Raw genomic sequence first — 21,930 nt, 5'->3', positions numbered from 1 at the left:
CTTAGGCTGAGCGGCATGAGCACCGTGGCTCCCTCAGATCCCGCCGCCGCACGCGGCATCTCGCGCCGGACCCAGTCCGAGATCTACCGCGCCGGCATCAGCGGCACGAAGCCGCTCGTGCCGGTCGACTCCGCCGCACTCGAGGCGGCGGCCGGCAAGGCGCTGAGCGCCGAGGCCTTCGCGTACATCGCCGGCGGCGCGGGAGCGGAGCGCACGGTCGCCGCGAACCGGGAGGCGTTCGGGCGCTGGCAGATCTGGCCGCGACCGCTGCGCGATGTGTCCACGCGCGACCTGTCGATCGAGTTCCTCGGCAGGACCCGGCCGACCCCGTTCCTGCTCGCGCCCCTCGGTGTCATGGAGATGGCGCACGCCGAGGCCGATCTCGCGGTCGCACGCGCAGCGGCCTCCCTCGGCATCCCGTACACGCTCTCGAACCAGGCCTCGTTCCCGATGGAGCAGGTGCGGGATGCCGCGCCCGCCGGTGCGCGGCTGTTCCAGCTGTACTGGTCGGCGTCCGACGAGCTCAACGCGTCGCTGCTGCGGCGGGCCGAGGCATCCGGATGCGAAGCGATCGTCGTGACGCTCGACACGCATCTGCTCGGCTGGCGCACGCGCGACCTCGACCTCGCCTACCTGCCGTTCACGCGAGGAATGGGCATCGCGCAGTACACGAGCGATCCCGTGTTCCAGCAGCTCGTGCGGGAGCGGGCGCGGGCGGCCCCGTCGTCCGACGCTCCTGCGGTCAAGATCACCCCCAAGGCTGTCGCGGCCGGCGTGACGATCGCCCGCAAGGGCCGCGCGCTCACCGGAGCAGGGCTGCGCGACAGCCTGCGGTCGCCGCTGCCGCGCGCCGCGGTCGAGACGTTCCTCGACGTCTTCTCGACGCCCGCGCTGACGTGGGACGACCTCGCGAAGGCCCGCGAGTGGACGACTCTGCCGATCATCCTGAAGGGGATCGTGCACCCCGACGACGCTGCGCGGGCGATGGATGCCGGTGTCGACGGCATCTGGATCTCGAACCACGGCGGGCGTCAGATCGATCAGTCCGTGCCCACCCTCGCGGTGCTGCCGGAGATCGCCGAACGCGTCGGCGGTCGCGTGCCGATCGTCTTCGACTCGGGGGTGCGACAGGGATCGGATGCCGCTATAGCACTCGCCCTCGGCGCGACAGCCGTCGCGATCGGGCGTCCGTACGCGTACGGTCTCGGGATCGCGGGCGAGCCGGGCGTGAGCGAAGTGCTGCGCAATCTGCTCGCCGAGCTGGACATCACGCTGGGGCTCTCGGGCGGCACGAGGATCGCCGACCTCGACCGGAGCACGCTGCGCGAGGTGCCGAGTCAGCGCGCCAGAGCGTAGAAGCGGAAGGCCGCGAAGTCCTCGATGGGCAGCACCTCGATGCCCGCGAAACCCGCCTCGCGCGCGTATCGCTCGAGCGTCGTCGGCCGCATGACGGTGCCCGTCCCGACGGAGCCGGGCGTCGACATCGAGTCGGGCAGGCAGAGGAAGAGGCTGTAGCCGTACATGACCCGCTCGACCTCGTCGCCGTCGGGGGCGAACGCGTCGGCGACGGCCTCGTCCATGATGACCACCAGGCCGTCGGGTCTCACTGCTCGACGCATCGCCGAGAGCACCGCCACCGGGTCGGGCATGTCGTGCAGCGCCTCGAACACGAACGCCGCGTCGTACGAGCCCGAGATCTGCTCGCCCGGCGAGACGGCGAAGGCGACGGCATCCATCCCCTTCGCGTGCTCTTCGGCCGCCTCGATCGCCGGCGGGTCGACGTCGAAGCCGTCGACCCGCGCGCTCGGGTAGGCGCGGGCGAGCGCGATCGTCGACCAGCCGTGGCCGCAGCCGATGTCGGCGATGCGGGCGCCGGGCCGCGACAGCACGTCATGGATGCGGGGGACGGATGCCAGTGCCGCCCCGAGTCGGGACTCGAACCAGGGGCGGTTGACGTCGCCCTGCGCGTCGCGCGCATCGTCGCCGAACTCCGACCAGCCCACGCCCCCACCCGTGCGGTACGCGTCGAGGAGATCGGGGAGCCGCATCGCGGCGGCCGCGACCATGCGCGCGAGCGGCGCCGAATACACGATCGACGAGGAGTCGACGAGCACGCTCGCGTGGCCTGCGGGCAGGGCGAAGGCGCCGTCGTCGACGGTGAGGATGCCGGCGACCGCCTGCTGCTCGAGCCACTCGAGGGCGTAGCGCGGATGGATGCCCGCGTCGCGCGCGAGAGCGTCGGCGGTCCGCGGCTCGTCGGCGAGCAGGCGGTAGAGCCCGAGCCGGTCGCCGACGTAGATCGAGAGGATCTCGAATCCGCCCAGCACCCGGGCGAACACGGCGTCTGCGAAGTCCGATTCGTCGTCCATGGCAGCCTCCTCGCCGACGGCCACATGGTAGTCCTCCGCGAACGTCGGCAGAAGGTGCCCGATAGACTGGACGGATGCCGGGTTCGCCGGCGCACACCCCCCTCCCGACCATTGGAGCCACCGTGGCCGAGCAGTCCCGCCTCGACAAAGTCATCGCCCTCGCCCGCCACCGCGGGTTCGTCTTCCAGGCTGGTGAGATCTACGGCGGCTCCCGCTCCGCATGGGACTACGGTCCCCTCGGCACCGAGCTCAAGGAGAACATCCGCCGTCAGTGGTGGCAGACGTTCGTGCGCGGTCGCGGCGACATGGTCGGCCTCGATTCGTCGGTGATCCTGCCCAAGCGCGTGTGGGAGGCATCCGGTCATGTCGCGACCTTCAGCGACCCGCTCGTCGAGTGCCTCAACTGCCACAAGCGCTTCCGCGCCGACACGCTGATCGAGGACTTCGAGGCGCGCAAGGGCCGCAAGGCCGAGAACGGTCTCGCCGACGTGCCGTGCCCCAATTGCGGTGTCAAGGGCCAGTACACCGAGCCCAAAGCGTTCTCGGGCCTCATGAAGACGTATCTCGGCGTCGTCGACGACGAGTCGGGCGTGCACTACCTGCGTCCCGAGACGGCGCAGGGCATCTTCATCAACTTCGGCAATGTCGTGACCGCCGCCCGCAAGAAGCCGCCGTTCGGCGTCGGCCAGGTCGGCAAGGCCTTCCGCAACGAGATCACGCCCGGCAACTTCATCTTCCGCACCCGCGAGTTCGAGCAGATGGAGATCGAGTTCTTCACGCCTCCCGCCGAGGCCGGCGAGTGGTTCGACCACTGGGTGCAGGCGTGCTGGGACTGGTTCGTCGATCTCGGCATCGACCCCGAGAACATGCGCCAGTTCGACGTGCCGAAGGAAGACCGCGCGCACTACTCGGCGGGCACGATCGACGTCGAGTACCGCTTCGGCTTCACCGGCAAGGAGTGGGGCGAGCTCATGGGCATCGCCAACCGCACCGATTTCGACCTCACGAGCCACACCGAGGCATCCGGCCAGTCGCTCACGTACTTCGACCAGGCGTCGGGCGAACGGTACATCCCGTACGTCATCGAGCCGTCGTTCGGTCTCACGCGCGCCATGATGGCCTTCCTCGTCGACGCGTACCGCGAGGAGGAGGTGCCGAACGCGAAGGGCGGCACCGACACCCGCACGGTGCTCGCGCTCGACCCGCGCCTCGCGCCGGTCAAGGTCGCCGTGCTGCCGCTCTCGCGCAACGAGCGACTGTCGCCGCTCGCCCGCGAGGTCGCCGACGAACTGCGCGCCCAGGGCTGGAACACCGACTTCGACGACGCCGGTGCGATCGGCCGCCGCTACCGCCGCCAGGACGAAGTGGGCACGCCGTTCTGCGTCACGGTCGACTTCGATTCGCTCGACGACCGCGCTGTCACGGTCCGCGACCGCGACACGATGGCGCAGGAGCGCGTGCCGCTCGACGACCTCGTGGCATTCCTGTCGGATCGGCTCAAGGGAGCCTGACCAGCGAAGACCGGAGGGCCTGCACGCAGTGATGCGGCAGGCCCTCCGGCGTTGCCGGGAAGGGTGGTCCCGGCGTGCGGGCGCGGACGACTCTGGGGATAGATGCCGGCCGCGCCCGGGTCTACTCGCTGCGGCGGCGCGAGCCGCGCAGGGCGAAGGCGATGACGCCGGCCGCCAGCAGCACGGCGGCGATGCCGACGAGCGGGAGCACAGGGCCGGTGCCGGTGAGCGCCAGGCCCGACGGCGCATCGGTCAGCGGCAGCTCCGGCGGCGGCCCAGGAACGGTCGGGTCCGTCGGATCGCTCGGAACGCCGCCGGAATCCTGCGTGAAGAGGTTGTCGACGACGATCCGCGCCGTCGCCCCCTCGGCGATCGTGACGGGGCCGTCGGCCACGAAACCGTCCCACGCGAACGCGTCGTCCGCGAAGTCGCCGGCGAGGGATGCCTGATCCTCACCCGTCACGGCGCACTCGGCCGCCGCGGGCAGCCCGTCGATGACGACGGGCGCCGCGATCGACACGAGGGCGGTGCCCGATGCCGCCTCGATGCCGCCCAGCGTGCATGCGTAGTCGATCGCGAACGTGCGGGCGGCGCCGCCCGTGTAGCCGTCGGGGTCGGCGCCCTCCCGTGCGGTCACCGTCTTGGCGATCTCGAGCGCGCCGACCGGCTCGACGACCGTCGTGTCGGTGTTCGTATACGTGCACACGATCGGGTCCGCCGCGTGGATCGAGCCCGGCAGAGTGAGGGTCTGGCCGGTGGTGATCTGCAGGTCGGCGCCATCGCCGTCGACGCACGCGAGGGTGGTGAAGCGCCACGGCGACGCAGTCGCGTCCTCGGCGATCGTCACCGTCTCGCCGGCGACCAGATCGTGGGTGACGGATGCCGCGCCCGCTGCTCCGACACCGGTCGGCGCGAGAGTGAAGCCCGAGGCCCACGACGAGCCGACCGCGTCGCTGGACGATGCGAACGAGAAGGACGGGATCGCGCCGGATGCGGCATCCACCGTCTTCACGATCGTGAGCGAGATCACGCGCTGGATCTCGGCGTACAGGCATCCATACGTCGACGTCTGCTCGACGGTCTCGAACCGGTTCGTCGCGGCCTGAGGATCGGCGAGGACGGGCGCGCACGAGCCGTCGGCGAGCGGCGCCGTGAAGCCCGATACGACGAGGGTGTAGCGCTCGCCGTCGGGTCCGTCGAACGTCTGGTCGCCGATCGTGCCCGTGAACTCGAGCACATCGTCGTTCGCGGGATCGGAGGCGGGCTGGGCGTTGTTCGGCGTCTCGTTCAGCGTCCATTCGTAGGGAAGCCGGAGCCCCAGCAGGTTCACCTGCATGGTGCCGCGGAACCAGTCGTTCACGAGCGTGCGGAGCGGATTGTTGCGGTGCACCATGCGGCCGACGTTGAAGGTCGTGCCCGTCTCGATGGTGGTGAGCGCGGCCGGTTCGAACCCGACGGCGCTCTGCGTCGACAGGTCGAGCTGCGCTCCGCCGCAGGCGGCCCCCGTGCTCCCGTGCGCCGAATAGGCGATCGAGCCGGGCGCGACCGCTCCCGAGCGGCCGTCGGTGAACGCGGCCGCCGCGGTGCCGGGATCGCCGCCCGGATTCGCCACCGGACCGCTCGTGACGGTCGAGGCCGCCGAGCCGTACCGCGCGCAGTCGCCCATCGCGGGTGCCGCGACTCCCCCCTCGAACCCGGTGTGGTCGATCATCTCTGCGGTGATGCCGCCCGGCACCGCCACGGTCGCGGCCGAGGCGGGCGAGGCCCCGGCGACGGATGCTCCGAAGATGAGGATCGCGGCGGTCGTCGCGACGGCACGACGGATGATGAATGGCGCGCGCGAAGGCGCGTCGATGTCTTGCATGGAACTTCCCCCAAGCGGCCCCCCGGCCGCCACTCCCACCGCCTCACGCCCCAGATCGCGGAACGGCTTGACTGATGAGACGGTCGCATCGGGGTTCTATTACGCGAGTCGGCGAAACGGATCCCTATGCGAGACTCGACGGACGTGTCGTCCCCCCGGGCGTGCGGTGCAGGAGGTCATGTTGACGACGTGGGCGCTGATGCTCGCGCGCGCTCGTGCGCGCATGGGCACTCTGCTCGCCGTCATGGCGACGATCGCGGTGCTCGTGCTCGGCGTCTCGGCTGTCATCGGCGCGATCGGCTCGGCGGTGCGCGCCGCCGTCGTGGCGGCGGTCGACGCGGTTCCCGAGGCCGAGCGCGCCGCGATCCTCACGATCCCGGCGTCCACGGATCCCGCGGCGCAGAGGGATGCCGCGACCGCGCTCATCTCACGGCTCTTCGGCGACTCGCTGGCGGTGGAGGAGCTGCCGACGACCGGCGGCGGCGCTCTGCGGTGGCAGCTCACGGTGGATCCCGACGGCCTGGACCCGTGGGGCGTCCCGGTCATCGCCGCCGACCTCGCTCGGCTCGATCTCGAAGCGCGGGCGATCGACGGTCTCGCGCCCCAGGGCGCGTCCGTCGACGGCGGGCTCGCGGCGACCCTCACGACCGCGGCCGAGGGTGTCCGGGCGGTGCAGGCTGTCATCCCGGTCCCGCTGGCGCTGATCGCGATCGGAGGCGTCATCGCGACGCTCCAGCTCGCGCGGCTGCTCGGCGACTCGCGGATCGGCGAGTCGTCGCTGCTGCGCGCGCGGGGCCGCGCCCCATCTGCGGCGCGACGGGCCGCGGTGATCGAGCTCGTCGTCGTCGCGATCGTCGGCGGGGTGATCGGATGGCTCGCCTCCGCGGGCCTGGTCACCCTCCTCGGCAGCGGGTTCGTCGCAGCGCTGCGCGCGACGTGGATCGTGCCCGTCGTGGCCGTCCTCGCACTCGGTCCGATCGCCGGCATCGCGGCGCACCGGGCCGCCGAAGGAGAGACGATCGAGCGCGGTGGACGAGCGCGCACGGCGGTGACAGGCCTCAGTGCGGGGCTTCTGACGCTCGCCGCGGGATTCTTCGTGTGGCAGCTGCGCGGGCTCGCGACGGGTGGCGCGTCGAGCGACGTGTGGGCCTTCGTGGTGACCGCGGTCGCCCCGGCGCTCGCGCTGGCCGCGGCATCCATCGTCGTCCTGACGTTCTTCGCGCCCGTCGCCCACGTGACGGCGCGGATCGCCGCGACGCGCGCTGCGCTGTCGCCCGCGCTCCCCGCGCGAATGGTCTCGCGTCACGTCGGTGCGTTCGGGGTCGTCGTCGCGCTCATCGCGCTCGCCGCCGGCGGCAGCGTGCTGGCCGGGGCGTCGATCTCGACATGGTCGCTCGTGTCGGAGCAGAGCGCGGCCCTCCGTGCAGGGGCTGATGCGCGAGCCGTCGTCGGCGTCGAGCAGGTGAGCGCGGCCGACGTCGCGACCGTCGCAGACGATACCGCCGCCGCTGCCGTGCTGACGCACGCGGGCTCTGTGAGCGACATCGACGTGTCGATGGTGTCGATTCCGGATGCCGCGGCCGAGAGCGTCATCGCACCGCTGTCCGCGGCCGGAATCGATCCGGCCGCGCTCGCCGACGAGCTCGCGCACGACCCGGTCGGGGCGACCCTGCCGGACGACGCGGACCGCATCTCGGCCGTCTTCGGCGTGCGCGGGAGCATCGTGCGGACCTTCACCTTCCCCGAGGACGGCAGCGAGCCGACCTATCAGGATCGGATCGAGCTCCCCGACGCGGGTCTGCTCGAGGGCGAGGCGTGGCTCGTCGACGCGCTCGGCACCCCCGCCAAGGTCGCACTCCCGATCGCGATCACCCCGGATCCCGTCGACGCCGGATCGGGCACGCTGACGGCCGAGGGCGCGCTGCCGCCGGGCCGAGCGCCCTGGACGCTCATCGGGGTGCGTGTCGGGTTCCCCAACAGCCCCGGCTCGCTCACGCCGTCGCTGACGCCGCAGTCGCTCTCGACGGGCGCGGGCGACATCGACTGGCCGTCCACGGCGCCCATCCCGCTGTCGCGCGAGAGCGACACGGCCGTCATCCCTTTCGCCCCGGTTCCGGATGGCGTGCCCGCCGTCGTCTCGTCCAGCCTCGCCGAGACGTTCGGGCTGGCGCTCGGCGACTCCTACGACCTCGGGTTCGACCGCTCGAGCAGGGTGATCCGCATGCAGATCTCGGGCTTCGTCGACGCCGTTCCGGGCGCGACCCGAGACGCCGCCGTGCTGCTGCCGCTGGGCGCCGTGACGCAGAGCCTCTTCGCCTCGGGCGGCTCGGCGCTGCGCGCGGACCAGGTCTGGGCTTCGGGAGCGGATGCCGCATCCGCCCTCTCGTCCGTCTTCGGAGCCGACGCGGTGGACTCGGGCGCCGCGAACACCGAGCTCACCGACTCGCTCGCCGCGACCTGGTGGGTCGCGACCTCGATCGGCGGAGTTCTCGCCGCCGTCGCGATCGTCGCGGCGGCAGCCGCCCTCGCCCGCCGTCGGTCCGGTGACGTCTTCGTGCTGCGGGCGCTCGGCGTCACACCGGAGGCGCAGCGCCGCAGCCGCGTGGGCGAACTCGGGTGGGTCGTGCTCGCCGCCGCCGTGGCCGGTGCGATCCTCGGCGGCGTGGTGGCGGTGCTCGCGCTGCCTGCGCTCACGCTCGCCGCGGTGCCGGGCGTTCCCGCAGTGCTGGCCGAGACGGTCGCGTGGGGGTGGATGCCCCCCGCGGTGCTGGTCGCTCTCGTCGCGGCCGCCGTGGTGATCGCGGGTGTCATCGTCGCGCGACTCGTCGCGACGCAGAGCCGCGCCGGACGAGTCCGGGAGGCATCGTGACCGTGAGCACGTGGGGAGGGCTCCGACGACGGATGCTGCGCACCCGCCCGGGCGGTGGGCTGCTCGTCGCGATGCTGTGCTTCGTCCTCGCGGCCATCGCCGCGGGTGTGCCCGTGGCGCTGAGCGCTCTCGGAGACGCCACGGTGCGCGCCGCGGCATCCTCCCTCGCCCCCGGCGCACGCGATCTCGAGGCGAACGCGTCGGGCTTCCCGCAGTCCGGGTCGGGCGATGCCGAGCTGCCCGACGAGTACGCGGACGTCTGGGGGCAGTTCGACGCTCGGCTCGGGGGAGTCCGGGATGACGTCGGGGACCCGCTCGAGGCGCTGATGGGTCAGGCGCAGTACGTCGCGCGCACGGAGCCGATGTTCGACGTGGAGGGCGGCGACGAGCTCAACCGCCTCGAACTCGCGCTCGATCCTCGCTACACCGAGCGCGCCGCGCTCGCCGAGGGGGAGTGGCCCGGTGCGCCGGACGTGATCGGCGTTACTCCCGGGGGCGCGCAGCCTCCTCTCGAGGTCGCGCTCTCGGTGCGCACGGCGGCCGAGCTCGACTGGCGGGTCGGCGAGGTCCGCGCAGCGGGCACACCCTTCCCGCTCCTGCTCACAGGCACCTTCGAAGCCTCCCCCGATGCCGACGACTACTGGTACCACGTGCCCTCCGTCCTCACGCCGCGCATCTGGATCGACGACGCGGGCCGCCACGTCGACGCGACGGGGTTCCTGAACCCGAGCGCCCTCGCCCTCCTGCAGGGCTGGCAGGGCACGACGACGGTCTGGTACCCGCTGTACGCGGACCGGATCTCGGCGGCGGAAGCCCCTGAGGTCGTGCAACAGCTGCGCACCTTCACCGCCAACGCCCACCCCGTCGGCTCGCAGTCCGGCGGGCTCGGAAGCGTGCTCACGGTGAAGTTCTCGACCTCGACGACCGCGACGATCGACGGCGCGCTCGCGACGACCCGGGCGATGTCGGCGGTCGTCGCGATCACGGCGTCTGCTCCCGTGGGCGTCGCCGTCGCGGTCCTCGCACTCGCATGCCGGATCGTGGCGCGCGACCGTCGGCCCGCGCTCGCGCTGCTCACAGCGCGCGGGGCATCGCCCGGCGCCGTCCGGCGTGCGCTCGCGACGCACGGCGTCGTGTACGGCGTCGTCCCCGCTCTCTTCGGCGCAGCGCTCGTGATCGTGGGCGCGCTGTCGATCGGCATCCCGCCGACCGCCGTCTCGGCGGTCGGGCCTCTCGTGGTCGCGCTCCTCACCGCCGCGATCCTGTGGTTCACGCCACCACCGCCGGCAGGGCTCCGCGACGAGGCCGATGGCGACGCCGCCCCGTCTGCGCGCCGCCGCCGCCTGCGCGTCGCGCTCGAGGCGGTGGTGATCGTGCTCGCCCTGCTCGCGACGGGCGCACTCGTGAGCGGCGTGCTCTCGGGTGCCCGCGTCGGGTCGACCGGTGTGCGCGCCGCTGCGGCGGGGGCCGATCTGCTGGTCGCCGCCGTCCCCCTGCTGTGGGGTCTCGTCGGCTGCGTCGTCGCCCTGCGGCTCTTCCCGCTCCCGCTGCGCGCCGTGTTCGCCGGACAGTCGCGGGGATCGCGCCTCGTCGGCTTCCTCGGCGCCGCGCGGTCGCTGCGCGAACCCGCCGCGGGCGTCGCTCCCGTGCTGGCCCTCGTGATCGGGATGTCCGCCGCCGTGACCTCGGGCGTCATGCTGGGATCGATCCAGCACGGCATCGACACGACAGCGCGGGTCGAGGTCGGCGCCGATCTGCAGATCGCTCGAGCCGACCTGAGCGACGCGACGCTCGACGAGATCCGCGCCGTCTCCGGCGTCGAGGCGGCGGCCGGGATCGCCGGCGTGCCGAGCGGATACCTGCGCGCGGGCCGCGACCTCGTCGTGGTGACGATGCTCTTCGCCGATCCTGCCGAGCTCCGCGCAGCGCAGGACCCCGAGCATCCGCTCCTCCCCGACGGAGTCGACCTCGCAGCGAGCGGGTCGACCGCTCCCGTCGTCGTGTCGGAACGGGTGAGCGAGGCGAGCGATGCGGCGGAAGACGTGACTCTCGAGGGAGCGCCCGCCCGAGTCGGAGGAGTCGGCGAGGCATCCGCCCCCTTGGGCATCGGGCCCAACTGGGTGCTCGTGCACGCCGGTCGGGCGGAGCGCATCATCCCGCAGCGCACGGCGCCGGTGACGGCGGCCCTCGTGTCGCTCGAGGCGGGGACGGATGCCGCGGCCGTCGAATCCGCGATCCGTGAGCTCGTCGGCGACGACGCTGTGATCACGACCCCCACGGCACGCGCCGCCGAGCTGTCGTCGGGCACAGGTGCGTTCGCGATCCGGATCGCGCTCATCGCGAGCACGCTCGGCGTCGCGATCCTCGGCGCCCTCGCGATCATGCTGACCCTCGCGCTCGGGTCACGCGGCCGCGATCGCCTCGTCGCCCTGCTGCGGGTCCTGGGTGCTCCACCCCGCGCGGGCCGGGCGCTCGTGGCGTGGGAGCTGCTGCCCGGTGTGGTCGCGGCGCTCGTCGTCGGCACGGCCGTCGGACTCGCGCTGCCGGCGCTGCTGCTGTGGGCCGTGGACCTCAGCGTCTTCACGGGAGCCACGTCGCCCGCCTACCACCTCGACCCGCTCCTGCTGGGGGGTGCGATCCTCGCATTCCTCGTCGTGGCGGCCGCATCGACCCTCATCGCCCTCGCTCTGTCACGGCGCGTGCGCGCCGCTTCGCTGCTGCGCACGGGTCAGGAAGGATGACACCGTGACCACCGTCACCGACCAGGAATCAGGGCTCGCTCGGGAGCCCGCGATCCTCTGCGCCGACCTCGTGCGCATCTTCACGGCGAAGGGCATCGAGGTGCAGGCGCTACAGGGCCTCAATCTGCGCATCGAGGCGGGCGAGCTCGTCGCGGTCGTGGGCGCATCGGGGTCGGGCAAGTCGACGCTCCTGTCGATCCTCTCGAGTCTCGACACGCCCTCCGCCGGCACGGCCCGCGTCGGCGGCCGCGACCTGCTCACGATGACGCCCAAGGGACGCGTGGACTTCCGTCGCCGCGTCGTCGGCTTCGTGTGGCAGCAGACATCCCGCAACCTGCTGCCGTACCTGACGGCCACCGAGAACGTCGGCGCCGCCCTCGCCGTCGCGGGGGTCGTGCCGCGCGCCGACCGGGCCGCGCGCGCGGCCGAGATGCTCGAGCTGCTCGAGATCTCGCACCGCGCAGACCGCCGTCCGGGGGAGCTGTCGGGAGGCGAGCAGCAGCGCGTGGCCATCGCCATCGCGCTCGCCAACCGGCCGGAGGTGCTGCTCGCCGACGAACCCACGGGCGAGCTCGACGACGAGACCTCGGCGCACGTCCTCGAGGCGATGCGCGCCGCCAATCGGGAGCTCGGCGTCACGACGCTGATCGTGACGCACGACCCGTCGGTCTCGTCGCACGTGGCTCGCACGGTTCAGATCCGCGACGGACGCACCGCGACCGAGGTCCTGCGCACGACCGAGGTCGACGAAGAGGGCGCCGAACGTCACGTCGCCGCCGAGTACGCCGTGCTCGACCGGGTGGGCCGCATGCAGCTGCCCGAGGAGTACATGAAGGCCCTCGAGCTGAAGGACCGCGTGCGACTCGACCTCGAGCCCGATCACGTCTCGGTGCGACCGGGACAGCCCCACGCCCCCAAGGAGGAGCAGAAGTGACCGAGCCGATCCTGCGGGCCGAGAGTCTGACGCGCACGTTCTCGACGCCGGGCGGAGAGGTGCACGCCTGCAACGACATCGATCTCGCGGTGCATCCCGGTGAACTGCTCGTCGTACGCGGCGCGTCGGGCGCCGGCAAGACGACCCTCCTGAACCTCCTTGGGGGTCTCGACGAGCCGACCTCCGGTCGGGTCGTGCTCGACGGACAGGACCTCGCGTCGCTGTCGGAAGCCGCGCTCGCCGACATCCGTCATCGATCCCTCGGCATCGTGTTCCAGTCGTTCGGACTCATCCCCGTGCTCTCGGCCGCCGAGAACGTCGAGGTTCCTCTGCGCATCTCGCGCACCGAGCCGCGGGAGCGCGACGAGCGGGTCGCGGCGGCCCTCGCCGAAGTCGGGCTCTCGGCGCAGGCGGCGCAGCGGCCCGATGAGCTCTCGGGCGGTCAGCAGCAGCGGGTCGGCATCGCGCGTGCGATCGTGACGCAGCCGCGCGTCCTCATCGCCGACGAGCCGACCGGTCAGCTCGACAGCCGCACCGCGGCATCCATCATGGATCTCCTCGCGACCCTCACGCACGAGCGTGGCATCGCCGCCGTCGTCGCGACGCACGACCCGCTGCTCGTCGCACGAGCCGATCGCGTGATCGAGCTGCACGACGGACGGGTCACCTCCGCGGCGCCCGCCGCGTCGGCGGTGGATGCCGCGGACTCCGCGAATCCGCAGACGCCCGCGCCCTCCGAGCCGGTCGTGGATGCCGGTCCCGAGGCATCCATCCCCCTCACGCGTGCCGAGCTGCGCGCCGCGCGCGAACGCGGCGGCGACTGACGCGGCTGGACGCGACCGGAGTCCCGCCGACTGCGGACGATGCTGTGCCGAGGGACCTAGACCGCGGGGTCGGTCGGCGCAGCGGCGCCCTTGGACGCCTTCTTCGCGGCTCCGGCGCGTGCGACCGCCTCGACCGGCACATCGAGCGCCTTGCCGGTGAAGGCCTGCATGAGCGTCGTGAGATCGAGACCCGTGAGGTTCTTGACGACCTCGGTGCCTTCGCCGAGCACCTTGCCGACCGTTTTGGTGACCTCGGAGGCGCCGTCGGTCGAGACGACCGTGAGCTTGTCGATGTTGCCGATCGGCGCGGCCGCGGCGGCGACGATCTCGGGCAGGCGCGAGATGATCTCCTGCGCGAGGGCGGCCTCGCCGTACTTCTGCAGCGCGAGCGCCTTGGCATCGGTCGCGGCGGCCGTTGCGAGACCCTCGGCCTGGATCGCCGATGCGCGGGCGTCACCCTCGGCGCGCACACCGGCCGCGAGTGCGACCTGACGGTCGCGCTCGGCCTCACCGGCGAAGCGCACCGCGGTTGCGGAGGCCTCGGCATCCTGCACCGCGGCGACCTTGTTGGCCTCGGCGATCTTCGTGCGCTTGAAGGCGTCGGCCTCGGTCGCGGCGTTGGCCGCGTCGCGCTGGGCGGTCGCGCGCTGGACCTCGGCGTACGCCTGCGCCTCGGCGGGCTTGCGCACCTCGATGTCGAGGCGCTCCTGCGTGACGAGCGCCTGCTCGGTGAGCGCTTCGCGCTCCTGCACGGCGACCAGTTTGTCCTGCTCGGCCGTCGCGAGCTGACCCGAGGCCTGTGCCTCGGCGTTGGCACGATCGGTCTCGGCCTTGATCGAGGCCTGGCGCAGCGACAGCGCCTTCTGTCGCTCGGCGATCTGCTCGGCGGCCTCGATGCGCGCGAACTCGCTGGCTCGGGATGCCTCGGCTTCGCTGACCTCGGCGACCTGGCGGGCGCGGGCGGCCTCGGCGCGGCCGAGGTTGGCGAGGTAGTCGCTGCCGGGCGTCGAGATGTCGCTGATGTTGAGCAGGTCGACCTGCAGGCCCTGCTCGACGAGGTCGGCCTTCGTCTCGGCCACGACGCGGTCGGAGAGCCCCTTGCGGTCCGAGATGATCTGCTCGATCGTCATGTCGCCGATGATCGAGCGGAGCGAGCCCTCGAGGGATTCCTTGATGATCTCGGTGAGGGCTCCCTGCTGCGAGAGGAAGCGCTGGCCCGCGCGGCGGACCCCCTCTTCGGTGCCCGAGACCTTGAAGTTGATGGATGCCTTGATGGCGATCTTGATGCGGTTCTTGTCGACGCCCTCGACGGTGATGCCGATCTGGCGCTGCTCGAGCGAGATCGCGAAGCCCTGCTGCAGGATCGGCCACACGAATGTCCGGCCGCCGATGACGACGCGCTGACCCGTCACCGTCTCACCCGGCGCAGCCTTGCCGGCGCCACGGCCGACGATGATGAGCGCCTCGTTCGGGGGCACGCGGCGGATGCGGCGCGCGATGAACACGATGAGACCCAGCACCGCCACGACGAGGGCGATGATGGCGATGACCTGGATGAGTTCGTTCGTCATGCTGTCCTTTCGGGACGGGGGAAGGTCTACTCGGCGACGATCTTGACGCGGGTGCCGGAGTGCTCGACGACGCGGATGCGCACGCCTTCGGCGATGGGCTCGTCGGAGTACGCGAGTCGCCGCTCGATCTCGTGCGGGCCGTCGAGGCTCACCTCGCCGCCCGAGGGCGAGATGGGCGATCGCGTGACGCCCGTCTGACCGACGGCCGAGACCGGCACGCCGTCGGAGCTCTTCGTGAGCCGCTTCACGAAGAGCAGCGCCAACAGGTACGCCGCGACCGCGAGCACGGCGGCCAGCACGTAGGCCCACACCTGATCGAGGCCGGACGTCGACGTGAGGACTCCGGATGCCCCGAACACGACCGCGGCGACGCCGAGCGCCGTTCCCGAGATCGCGCCGTCGCCGATCTCGAAGTGGTCGAAGATGTCGCCGACGATGAGCGAGATGAGCAGGACGGCGAGGCCGACCCCGCCGACGATGAGGAAGGGGAGCATGGAGGACCTCTTTCACCGCTGCGTGCTGGGGGCACTTCCACCCTATCGAGACGACCGGCGGCTCGGAGCGAGGCCCCGTCCAGCTGTGGATGCGCCCTAGCCGTCGATAGTGATCGCCGCGTACTCGTCGCCGCCCGCGAGTGCCCACTCGAGCGAGTCGGCGAGGATCTCTCGCAGCACCCCGAGGTCGATCTTCGCGAGGTCCTTGATGTAGATGCACGACACGCTCGACGTGTGGTCGCCGAGCCGCGCGAGCTGCTCGGCGTGCTTCTCGGTGAAGGCGTAGACCGTCATCGACGCCTTGCGCGGCGCGAAGGCGAGGATCGGCATCTCGCCTTCGGTGCCGGTGGGGTAGCGGTAGTGGCACGAGCCGAAGCCGACGATGCCGCTCGACCACATCTCGGGCTCGCGACCCGACACGTCGCCGAACAGCTCGAGCAGCGCTTGGGCGTCTTCGCGTCGTCGCAGGGGAGTCACCCCCGCGACGTGCTCGAGGACGCTCTGCCCCGTCTTCTCCATCAGACGCCGCCGCCTCCGGCGCCCTTCGCGGCAGCCTTCATCGCGCGCTTGTGCTCGCGGACCTTCGTGAGCGACTCGGCGGACACGATGTCGGCGACGCTGCGGAAGGAGCCCTCGTCGCCATAGGCGCCGGCGGCCTCGCGCCAACCCGCGCCCGTGAAGCCGTACTGCTTGCCGAGCAGGGCGAGGAAGATCTTCGCCTTCTGCTCTCCGAAGCCGGGCAGAGCCTTCAGCCGCTTGAGCACCGTGGCGCCGTCGGGATCGCCCTGCGTCCAGATCGCGGCGGCGTCCCCGCCCCAGTCGTCCACGACGGCGGCGCTCAGCGCCTGCACGCGGGCTGCCATCGACCCCGGGAAGCGGTGCACGGCGGGGGTCGTCGAGAACGCCTGCGCGAACGCCTCGGGATCGTACTGCGCCAGGGCCGCGGCATCCATCGATCCGATCCGCTCGCGGATCTTCAGAGGGCCTGCGAACGCGGTCTCCATCGCGACCTGCTGATCGAGGAGCATTCCGATGAGCAGGGCGAGCGGGTCATCGGTCAGCAGCTGATCGGCGGCGGCGTCGCCCGTGATGTGCAGGGTCATGGGCCCAGTCTCCCACCGTCCGCCGAGGGAGGCGATGGGAGGATGGATGCGTGAGTCCCGCCGAATCGTCGATCGAGAACCTGGCCGAGCACGCGCGCGAGACGCACGTCGTCGTCATCGGCGGGGGGATCTCGGGACTCGTGGCAGCACTCGAGTGCGCCAAGGTCGGCATGCGGGTGACACTCCTCGAGGCGAGTGAGGAACTCGGCGGCGCGATCCGCTCGCGCACGCTGGACGGCGTCGAGATACCGGTCGGCGCCGACGGCTACGCGACGGCGGGGGGCCACGTGCGCGCGCTCGTCGACGAACTGGACCTCACCGACCTCGTGCGACCCGAAGCGCCTCTCGAGGCGTGGGTCGCCGGTGTTCCGGGCGGCCCCGCGCCCCTCCCGGCCGAGACCGTGCTCGGCATCCCGGCCAATCCGTGGGACCCGTCGGTGCGGCGCATCATCGGCTGGCGAGGCGTGTGGCGCGCGTACCTGGACCGCCTGCGCCCGCCGCTCACGATCGGGCAGCAGAACAACCTCGACAAGCTCGTGCGCCGCCGCATGGGCGACCTCGTCGTCGATCGCCTCGTCGCCCCGCTGACGGTGGGGCGGCACGGCCTGCTGCCGGACGACGTCGACGTCGAGATCGCCGCCCCGGGTCTGGGCACCGCCCTCACGCGTACGGGTTCGCTCGGCGGCGGCGTCGCGCAGCTGCGCGGCTCGCGCCCCGGCGGCCCCACGATCGAGACCCTCGAGGGCGGTCTCGTCCCCCTGGTCCAGGCGCTCGCACGCAGACTCGGGGACTACGGCGCCGACGTCCGCACGGGTTCGCGGGTCGAGGCGATCGCGCCCGGCTGGCGCGTGCTCCTCGAGGATGAGGAGCTGGATGCCGAGATCGTCGTGGTCGCGGCATCCGGTGCCGAAGCGCATCGTCTCCTCGCACCCCACGTCGACGTCGTCGCGCCCGAAGCCCCCGCCACGTGGGACGTCGTCTCGCTCGTCGTCGACGGCCAGCCGCCGGCGAGGGCCGTGTACGCGGTGCCGGGGTCCGGCCCCGTGAGCACCGTCTCGGTGGTCTCCGCGCGGTGGCCGTGGCTGGCTGCCCGGCTCGGCGCGGGTCGCGCCGTCATCCGCGCGACACTCGTCTCGGCCCCCGCAGACGACGGCGCGGCGATCGCCGAGGCGGCGGACGCGGCATCCCTCGCCCTCGGTATCGAGTCGCTCGCCGTCCGCGACGCCCGCATCGACCGTCTGCCCACGGCCCCGCCGAGGTCGGCCCGCGGCCAGCTCGACGCGGCCGCACGGGTCCGCGCGGCGGTCGTCGGACGGACCGGCCTCGGGGTCGTCGGCGCCTGGGTGTCGGGCAGTGGCCTCGCACAGGTGATCCCCGACGCCGTCGACGAGGCGGAGCGGCTGCGGCGGAGCGCGCTGTTCGGGTGATGATCCTGGTTCGACGCCCGATGTCAAGGGTGGATGCCGGAATCGGAATACGGGGCTAACCTGGGGAGGTCATCAGGCGCACCACCCGAGCGTGAGGAGACCCCATGAGGGGCAAAGCAGGACTCGTCGTCGGACTCGCCGTGGGGTATGTCCTCGGCACCCGAGCCGGCCGTGAGCGGTACGAGCAGATCAAGACGCAGTGGCTCAAGGTCTGGAACACGGCGCCCGTCCAGAACCAGGTCGACAAGGTGAAGGACTTCGCCACGTCGACGATCGTCGCCCTGCCCACGACTCTGTGGAACACCGCCGTGAAGGTCGGCAAGGCGGCGACCTCGAACGGCACGCCCGGTCAGCGCCTCGACGCGTCGCTCAAGGTCGGCAAAGACAGCGCCGACGACATCGCGAAGGCGGCGGAGAAGAACGCCAAGGCCGTGAAGGCCGCCGCAGAGGACGCCGTGGACGAGATCAACGGGGCCCCGGGCCGAGGCGGCGCCTGACATGACGACTCCGCGCGGCTTCCGCGACCGCGCCGACGACAGCCTCCTGACGCTGCTCGGCGAGATCCCGGAGCTCATCCGCAACCTCGTGATCGCAGAGGTCGACGCCGGCAAGGCATGGGTCAAGAAGACGGCGAAGGATGCCGGGATCGGTGCCGGATGGATCGCCGCAGCCCTCTTCTTCCTGTTCTGGACGGTTCCGGCGCTCGGCGCGTTCGTCATCATCGGACTGTCGTCGTGGTGGCCCGCGTGGCTCGCCGCCCTCGTCGTCTTCGTCGCCATGCTCGTCATCGCCATCGTGCTGGCGCTCCTCGGCGTCCTGCGGTTCAAGAAGATCAGCAAGGCCCAGAACCCCGTCCAGTCCGTCGCCATCGACGTCAAGGAGATCCGCGATGAGCTCTAACCTGCCCGTACCGCGCAGCGCGGTGCCCATCGGCATCGACGACCCCGTCGTGAAGGCGCGGACCGAGCTGAAGGCGGCACTCGCCGCGATCGAGGAGAAGGCGAACGTCCCGCGCCGGGTATCCCGTGCGACGGACGAGGGCATCGCCAAGGCCCGCACTTTCGTGCGGCGCAATCCTGCGCTCGGCGTGGCTGCGGTCATCGCGAGCGCCGCCGTCGTGGGCGCTGTCGTGTGGGGCGTCGTCCGCGCCTACACCCGCTGACGGCTCACCGATCGCGCTCGCATCCGCGGTGCGGGGTATGCTCAGGTCAGGCAGTGCAATGGTGCGAATGCTGCCGATCGCGCGAAATCCCGATTCGACAAGCGCGTCGGCTGCTCGGAGACCGGGTGGCCGACCGAGTTCCATGAGAGTCGCCCATGACCACTGCCTCGCGGCCCACGCCCGACAAGCCCCTCGGGGGCTGGCGCGTGCTCGTGCCCAGAGGAGGCCCGTGGGGTGACGCGGTCGCCGCATCCCTCCGTCGGCAAGGGGCGACGCCGGTCATCGCGCCCCTCATCAACTTCGCGCCGACGAACGACAAGGCGACGCTCGATGAGGCACTCGCCGACCTCGCCGCCGGACGCTTCGACTGGCTCACCGTCACGAGCGCGACGACCGTCGACGTCCTCTACGCCTATCGAGCGACGATCCCGGCGCGGACGAAGGTCGCCGCCGTCGGCGAGACGACCGCCGCAGCGCTCCTCGCGGTGGGGTATCGCGTCGATCTGGTGCCTGAGGAGGACAACTCCGCCGCGGGTATGGCCGAGCAGCTCATCGCGCTCGAACCCGAGCCGCGCGACGTGCTGACGCTGCGCAGCGAGATCGCGAAGCCCGTGCTCACGCGCATGCTCGCCGAGGCCGGTCATCGCGTGCGGAGCGTCGTGGCATATCGCACGGTGGGCGTGCCGGTCACCGACCGGATCGCGCAGGACGTTCGCTCGGGCCGGATCAACGCGATCCTCGTCACGAGCGGGTCTGTCGCCGATCAGGTGCACGCTCAGTTCCCGGACCTCCCCGGTGAGACACTCGTCGCGGCGATCGGCCCCCGCACCGCCAAGGACGCGCGCCGCGCGGGACTCTCGGTCGACGTCATCGCCGAGACGCAGACCGTCGAGGCGCTCATCGACGCCGTCGGCCGGTTCCCCCTGCCGCACGCGGCCGACGAGTTCGCGCCGCGCACCGGCACGATCTCCGTCGCCGCGCCCGAGCGCGACTGAGCAGGTCGTCGCCGTGACATCCGCGCTTCGCGTCGTCGTCCTCGCGGGCGGTGTCGGCGGCTCGAAGTTCACCCTCGGAGTCCGCGCGGCTCTTCTGAGGCGCGCAGCGCCACCGGCCACCGTCGTCATCAACACGGGCGACGACCTCTGGCTGTCGGGTGTGCGTCTGCAGCCCGACGTCGACTCCGTCGTGTATGCGCTCGCGGGCGTCAATGACACGCAGCGGGGATGGGGGCGAACGGGCGACACCGAACGCGTCAACCACGAGCTCCAGGCCTGGGGCTCGGGCTGGCCCTGGTTCACGCTCGGCGACCTCGACCTGGGCACCCACCTCGCGCGCACGGGCTGGCTGCGCGAGGGACTCACCCCGACCCAAGTCCTCGCGAGGATGTCGCAGCGCTGGCCGCTCGGTGCGAATCTCCTGCCGATGACCGACTCCGAAGTCGACACGTGGGTCGTGCTGGAGGACGGCTCGAGACTGCACTTCCAGGAGTGGTGGACGCGCCACCGCGCGACCCTCGTCCCGCTGTCGTTCGAGAATCCTGGCATCTCCTCGGCGGTTCCGGCCCCCGGCGTCACGGATGCGATCGCGCGCGCCGACATCGTGCTGATCGCTCCCTCCAATCCGGTCGTGTCGATCGGCCCGATCCTCGCGGTCCCCGGTGTGCGCGAAGCGCTGCGCGCGACCGCCGCCCGTATCGTAGGCGTCTCGCCGATCATCGGCGGTCGCGTGGTCCGCGGAATGGCCGATGTGTGCCTGACGGCGATCGGCGTCGAGACCTCGGCCGTGGGAGTCGCGTCGCACTACGCTGCGCGGTCGGCAGGGGGAGTGCTGGATGCCTGGCTCCTCGCCGAGGAGGATGCCGCCTCCGCGCCGATCGTGGCGGGGCTCGGCATCCATCCCGTCGTCGCGCCGCTGTGGATGACGGACGCCGACACGACCGCGGACATCGTCGATGCGGCGCTCTCCGCGGCGGCGGACCTGCGTGCCTGAGCTCACATCGCTCGCGTGGGTGCTGCTGGCCGTCGCGGCGGTCGTGGTCGGTATCTCGAAGACCGGCATTCCGGGGGCGGGCACCGTCGCGGTCGCGATCTTCGCCGCCGTGCTGCCGGCCCGCGCCTCGACCGGCACGATCCTGCTGCTGCTGATCGTCGCGGATGTGTTCGCCGTCATCACGTATCGTCGGCATGCGAACTGGCGTGCGCTCTGGCGGCTGGTGCCGGCGGTCGCGGTCGGCGTCCTGCTCGGAGTCGGCTTCCTGGCGATCGCCGACGACCTCTGGGTCAAGCGCACGATCGGTGTGATCCTCATCGCGGTCATCGCGATCACGCTGTGGCGGCGCTACCGTCCGGCACCCTCCGAGCAGCCCACCGGTGGGCGTGCCGCCGCCGCCGTCTACGGCGGACTGGGCGGGTTCACGACGATGGTCGCGAATGCCGCGGGGCCGGTCATGTCGATGTACTTCCTCGCCGCGCGGTTCCCCGTCAAAGAGTTCCTGGGCACCGCCGCGTGGTTCTTCGCGATCGTGAACATCGCGAAGGTCCCTTTCTCGATCGGGCTCGGCCTCATCACGGTGCCGGGCCTGCTGATCGATCTCGTGCTCGTGCCGCTGGTCGTCGGGGGAGCCCTGCTCGGCCGATGGATCGCATCCCGCGTCGATCAAGTGCTCTTCGAGCGGCTCGTGATCCTCTTCACGATCGTCGGCGCCGGGTACCTACTCCTCAGCTGACACCCGCCGCGGACGCCAGAAGGCGTGCGAGGCGATCCACGCGATGATGCCGAAAGCCGCGGTGGCGCCGAGCCAGATCCAGAAGCTCGTGTCGATGCCGACGACAGAACGCTGCGAGCTCGTGCAGTAGCTCCTCCCGGGGATCGAGGAGTCGGCGCAGAAGCCGACCGTCATGAGCGGCGCGAACACGACGGCGGCGAGGACCACGGCGCCTCCGAGCCAGGCGACCGTCCAGCCGGTGCTCGGTCGCGACGCTCGCGATTCGTCCATGCACTCAGGCTACTGTTCGAGCCGATGTGAGGTTGAGTCGGAGAATCACCCTTCCGTCGGAGGATC

At 71.8% G+C, this 21,930-nt stretch carries 20 protein-coding genes; 13 read left to right on the top strand and 7 right to left on the bottom strand.

The window, feature by feature from the left end; all coding sequences use genetic code 11:
- Positions 1–15: 15 nt before the first annotated feature.
- A complete protein-coding gene (locus ACTIFV_RS01325) occupies positions 16–1,356 on the top strand; it encodes an alpha-hydroxy-acid oxidizing protein (protein ID WP_439591003.1) in 1,341 nt (446 codons plus the stop codon).
- Here ACTIFV_RS01325 and ACTIFV_RS01320 read toward each other — a convergent pair.
- Complete coding sequence (locus ACTIFV_RS01320) at positions 1,338–2,369, bottom strand: class I SAM-dependent methyltransferase (RefSeq protein ID WP_439591002.1); 1,032 nt, start codon at positions 2,367–2,369, stop codon at positions 1,338–1,340. The genes ACTIFV_RS01325 and ACTIFV_RS01320 overlap by 19 nt on opposite strands.
- A gap of 122 nt (positions 2,370–2,491) precedes the next feature.
- Here ACTIFV_RS01320 and ACTIFV_RS01315 point away from each other — a divergent pair, with 122 nt between their 5' ends.
- Positions 2,492–3,880 carry a glycine--tRNA ligase gene (locus ACTIFV_RS01315; protein WP_439591378.1) on the top strand — a complete coding sequence of 463 codons (1,389 nt, stop codon included), beginning with the start codon at positions 2,492–2,494 and terminating at the stop codon, positions 3,878–3,880.
- A gap of 121 nt (positions 3,881–4,001) precedes the next feature.
- Here the strand turns inward: ACTIFV_RS01315 and ACTIFV_RS01310 are convergent, their stop codons facing one another.
- Positions 4,002–5,744 (bottom strand): DUF5979 domain-containing protein, encoded by a 1,743-nt coding sequence (locus ACTIFV_RS01310; RefSeq protein WP_439591001.1) that lies wholly within the window; start codon positions 5,742–5,744, stop codon positions 4,002–4,004.
- A 178-nt stretch (positions 5,745–5,922) separates the two neighbouring features.
- Between ACTIFV_RS01310 and ACTIFV_RS01305 the strand changes: the two genes are divergently transcribed.
- From ACTIFV_RS01305 to ACTIFV_RS01290, 4 genes are read left to right on the top strand one after another with little or no spacing between them, the layout of a single operon-like run.
- Positions 5,923–8,613, top strand: coding sequence for a hypothetical protein (locus ACTIFV_RS01305; protein ID WP_439591000.1), 2,691 nt, complete (start codon positions 5,923–5,925; stop codon positions 8,611–8,613).
- A complete protein-coding gene (locus tag ACTIFV_RS01300; RefSeq protein ID WP_439590999.1) occupies positions 8,610–11,354 on the top strand; it encodes an FtsX-like permease family protein in 2,745 nt (914 codons plus the stop codon). The genes ACTIFV_RS01305 and ACTIFV_RS01300 overlap by 4 nt, the downstream gene beginning before the upstream one ends.
- A gap of 4 nt (positions 11,355–11,358) precedes the next feature.
- Positions 11,359–12,288, top strand: a complete 930-nt coding sequence (locus ACTIFV_RS01295) for an ABC transporter ATP-binding protein (RefSeq protein WP_439590998.1) — start codon at positions 11,359–11,361, stop codon at positions 12,286–12,288.
- Positions 12,285–13,112: an ABC transporter ATP-binding protein gene (locus ACTIFV_RS01290; RefSeq protein ID WP_439590997.1), complete on the top strand. Its 828-nt coding sequence runs from the start codon at positions 12,285–12,287 to the stop codon at positions 13,110–13,112. The genes ACTIFV_RS01295 and ACTIFV_RS01290 overlap by 4 nt, the downstream gene beginning before the upstream one ends.
- Positions 13,113–13,168: 56 nt before the next feature.
- On the opposite strand, the gene ACTIFV_RS01285 is transcribed toward ACTIFV_RS01290, so the two are convergent.
- From ACTIFV_RS01285 to ACTIFV_RS01270, 4 genes are all read right to left on the bottom strand, one after another.
- Positions 13,169–14,683 carry a flotillin family protein gene (locus ACTIFV_RS01285; protein ID WP_439590996.1) on the bottom strand — a complete coding sequence of 505 codons (1,515 nt, stop codon included), beginning with the start codon at positions 14,681–14,683 and terminating at the stop codon, positions 13,169–13,171.
- Between the two features lie 26 nt (positions 14,684–14,709).
- Positions 14,710–15,177: an NfeD family protein gene (locus tag ACTIFV_RS01280; protein ID WP_439590995.1), complete on the bottom strand. Its 468-nt coding sequence runs from the start codon at positions 15,175–15,177 to the stop codon at positions 14,710–14,712.
- A 96-nt stretch (positions 15,178–15,273) separates the two neighbouring features.
- Entirely contained in the window at positions 15,274–15,696 is a 423-nt protein-coding gene (locus ACTIFV_RS01275; protein WP_439590994.1) for a DUF1801 domain-containing protein, read from the bottom strand.
- The gene (locus ACTIFV_RS01270; RefSeq protein ID WP_439590993.1) at positions 15,696–16,280 is read right to left on the bottom strand and encodes an HhH-GPD-type base excision DNA repair protein; all 585 of its coding nucleotides are present in this window, start codon (positions 16,278–16,280) and stop codon (positions 15,696–15,698) included. The genes ACTIFV_RS01275 and ACTIFV_RS01270 overlap by 1 nt, the downstream gene beginning before the upstream one ends.
- Before the next feature lie 50 nt (positions 16,281–16,330).
- Between ACTIFV_RS01270 and ACTIFV_RS01265 the strand changes: the two genes are divergently transcribed.
- From ACTIFV_RS01265 to ACTIFV_RS01235, 7 genes are all read left to right on the top strand, one after another.
- Positions 16,331–17,707: a protoporphyrinogen/coproporphyrinogen oxidase gene (locus ACTIFV_RS01265; RefSeq protein WP_439590992.1), complete on the top strand. Its 1,377-nt coding sequence runs from the start codon at positions 16,331–16,333 to the stop codon at positions 17,705–17,707.
- Positions 17,708–17,811: 104 nt separating this feature from the next.
- Positions 17,812–18,204, top strand: coding sequence for a hypothetical protein (locus ACTIFV_RS01260; protein WP_439590991.1), 393 nt, complete (start codon positions 17,812–17,814; stop codon positions 18,202–18,204).
- 1 nt (position 18,205) lies between these two features.
- Positions 18,206–18,607 carry a phage holin family protein gene (locus ACTIFV_RS01255; protein WP_439590990.1) on the top strand — a complete coding sequence of 134 codons (402 nt, stop codon included), beginning with the start codon at positions 18,206–18,208 and terminating at the stop codon, positions 18,605–18,607.
- Positions 18,597–18,869, top strand: a complete 273-nt coding sequence (locus ACTIFV_RS01250) for a hypothetical protein (protein ID WP_439590989.1) — start codon at positions 18,597–18,599, stop codon at positions 18,867–18,869. The genes ACTIFV_RS01255 and ACTIFV_RS01250 overlap by 11 nt, the downstream gene beginning before the upstream one ends.
- A 155-nt stretch (positions 18,870–19,024) precedes the next feature.
- Complete coding sequence (locus ACTIFV_RS01245) at positions 19,025–19,864, top strand: uroporphyrinogen-III synthase (RefSeq protein WP_439590988.1); 840 nt, start codon at positions 19,025–19,027, stop codon at positions 19,862–19,864.
- A 13-nt stretch (positions 19,865–19,877) separates the two neighbouring features.
- Positions 19,878–20,858, top strand: coding sequence for a 2-phospho-L-lactate transferase (gene cofD / locus ACTIFV_RS01240; protein ID WP_439590987.1), 981 nt, complete (start codon positions 19,878–19,880; stop codon positions 20,856–20,858).
- Positions 20,851–21,594 (top strand): sulfite exporter TauE/SafE family protein, encoded by a 744-nt coding sequence (locus ACTIFV_RS01235; protein WP_439590986.1) that lies wholly within the window; start codon positions 20,851–20,853, stop codon positions 21,592–21,594. The genes cofD and ACTIFV_RS01235 overlap by 8 nt, the downstream gene beginning before the upstream one ends.
- On the opposite strand, the gene ACTIFV_RS01230 is transcribed toward ACTIFV_RS01235, so the two are convergent.
- Positions 21,580–21,864 (bottom strand): hypothetical protein, encoded by a 285-nt coding sequence (locus ACTIFV_RS01230; RefSeq protein WP_439590985.1) that lies wholly within the window; start codon positions 21,862–21,864, stop codon positions 21,580–21,582. The two genes, ACTIFV_RS01235 and ACTIFV_RS01230, sit on opposite strands and share 15 nt — an antisense overlap.
- Positions 21,865–21,930: the final 66 nt, after the last annotated feature.

It is taken from the genome of Microbacterium sp., from assembly GCF_051860965.1.
In the GTDB taxonomy this organism is placed as follows: domain Bacteria; phylum Actinomycetota; class Actinomycetes; order Actinomycetales; family Microbacteriaceae; genus Microbacterium.
Note: the sequence above shows the minus strand (reverse complement) of the source record. Positions and strands in the feature narration are given on the sequence as shown.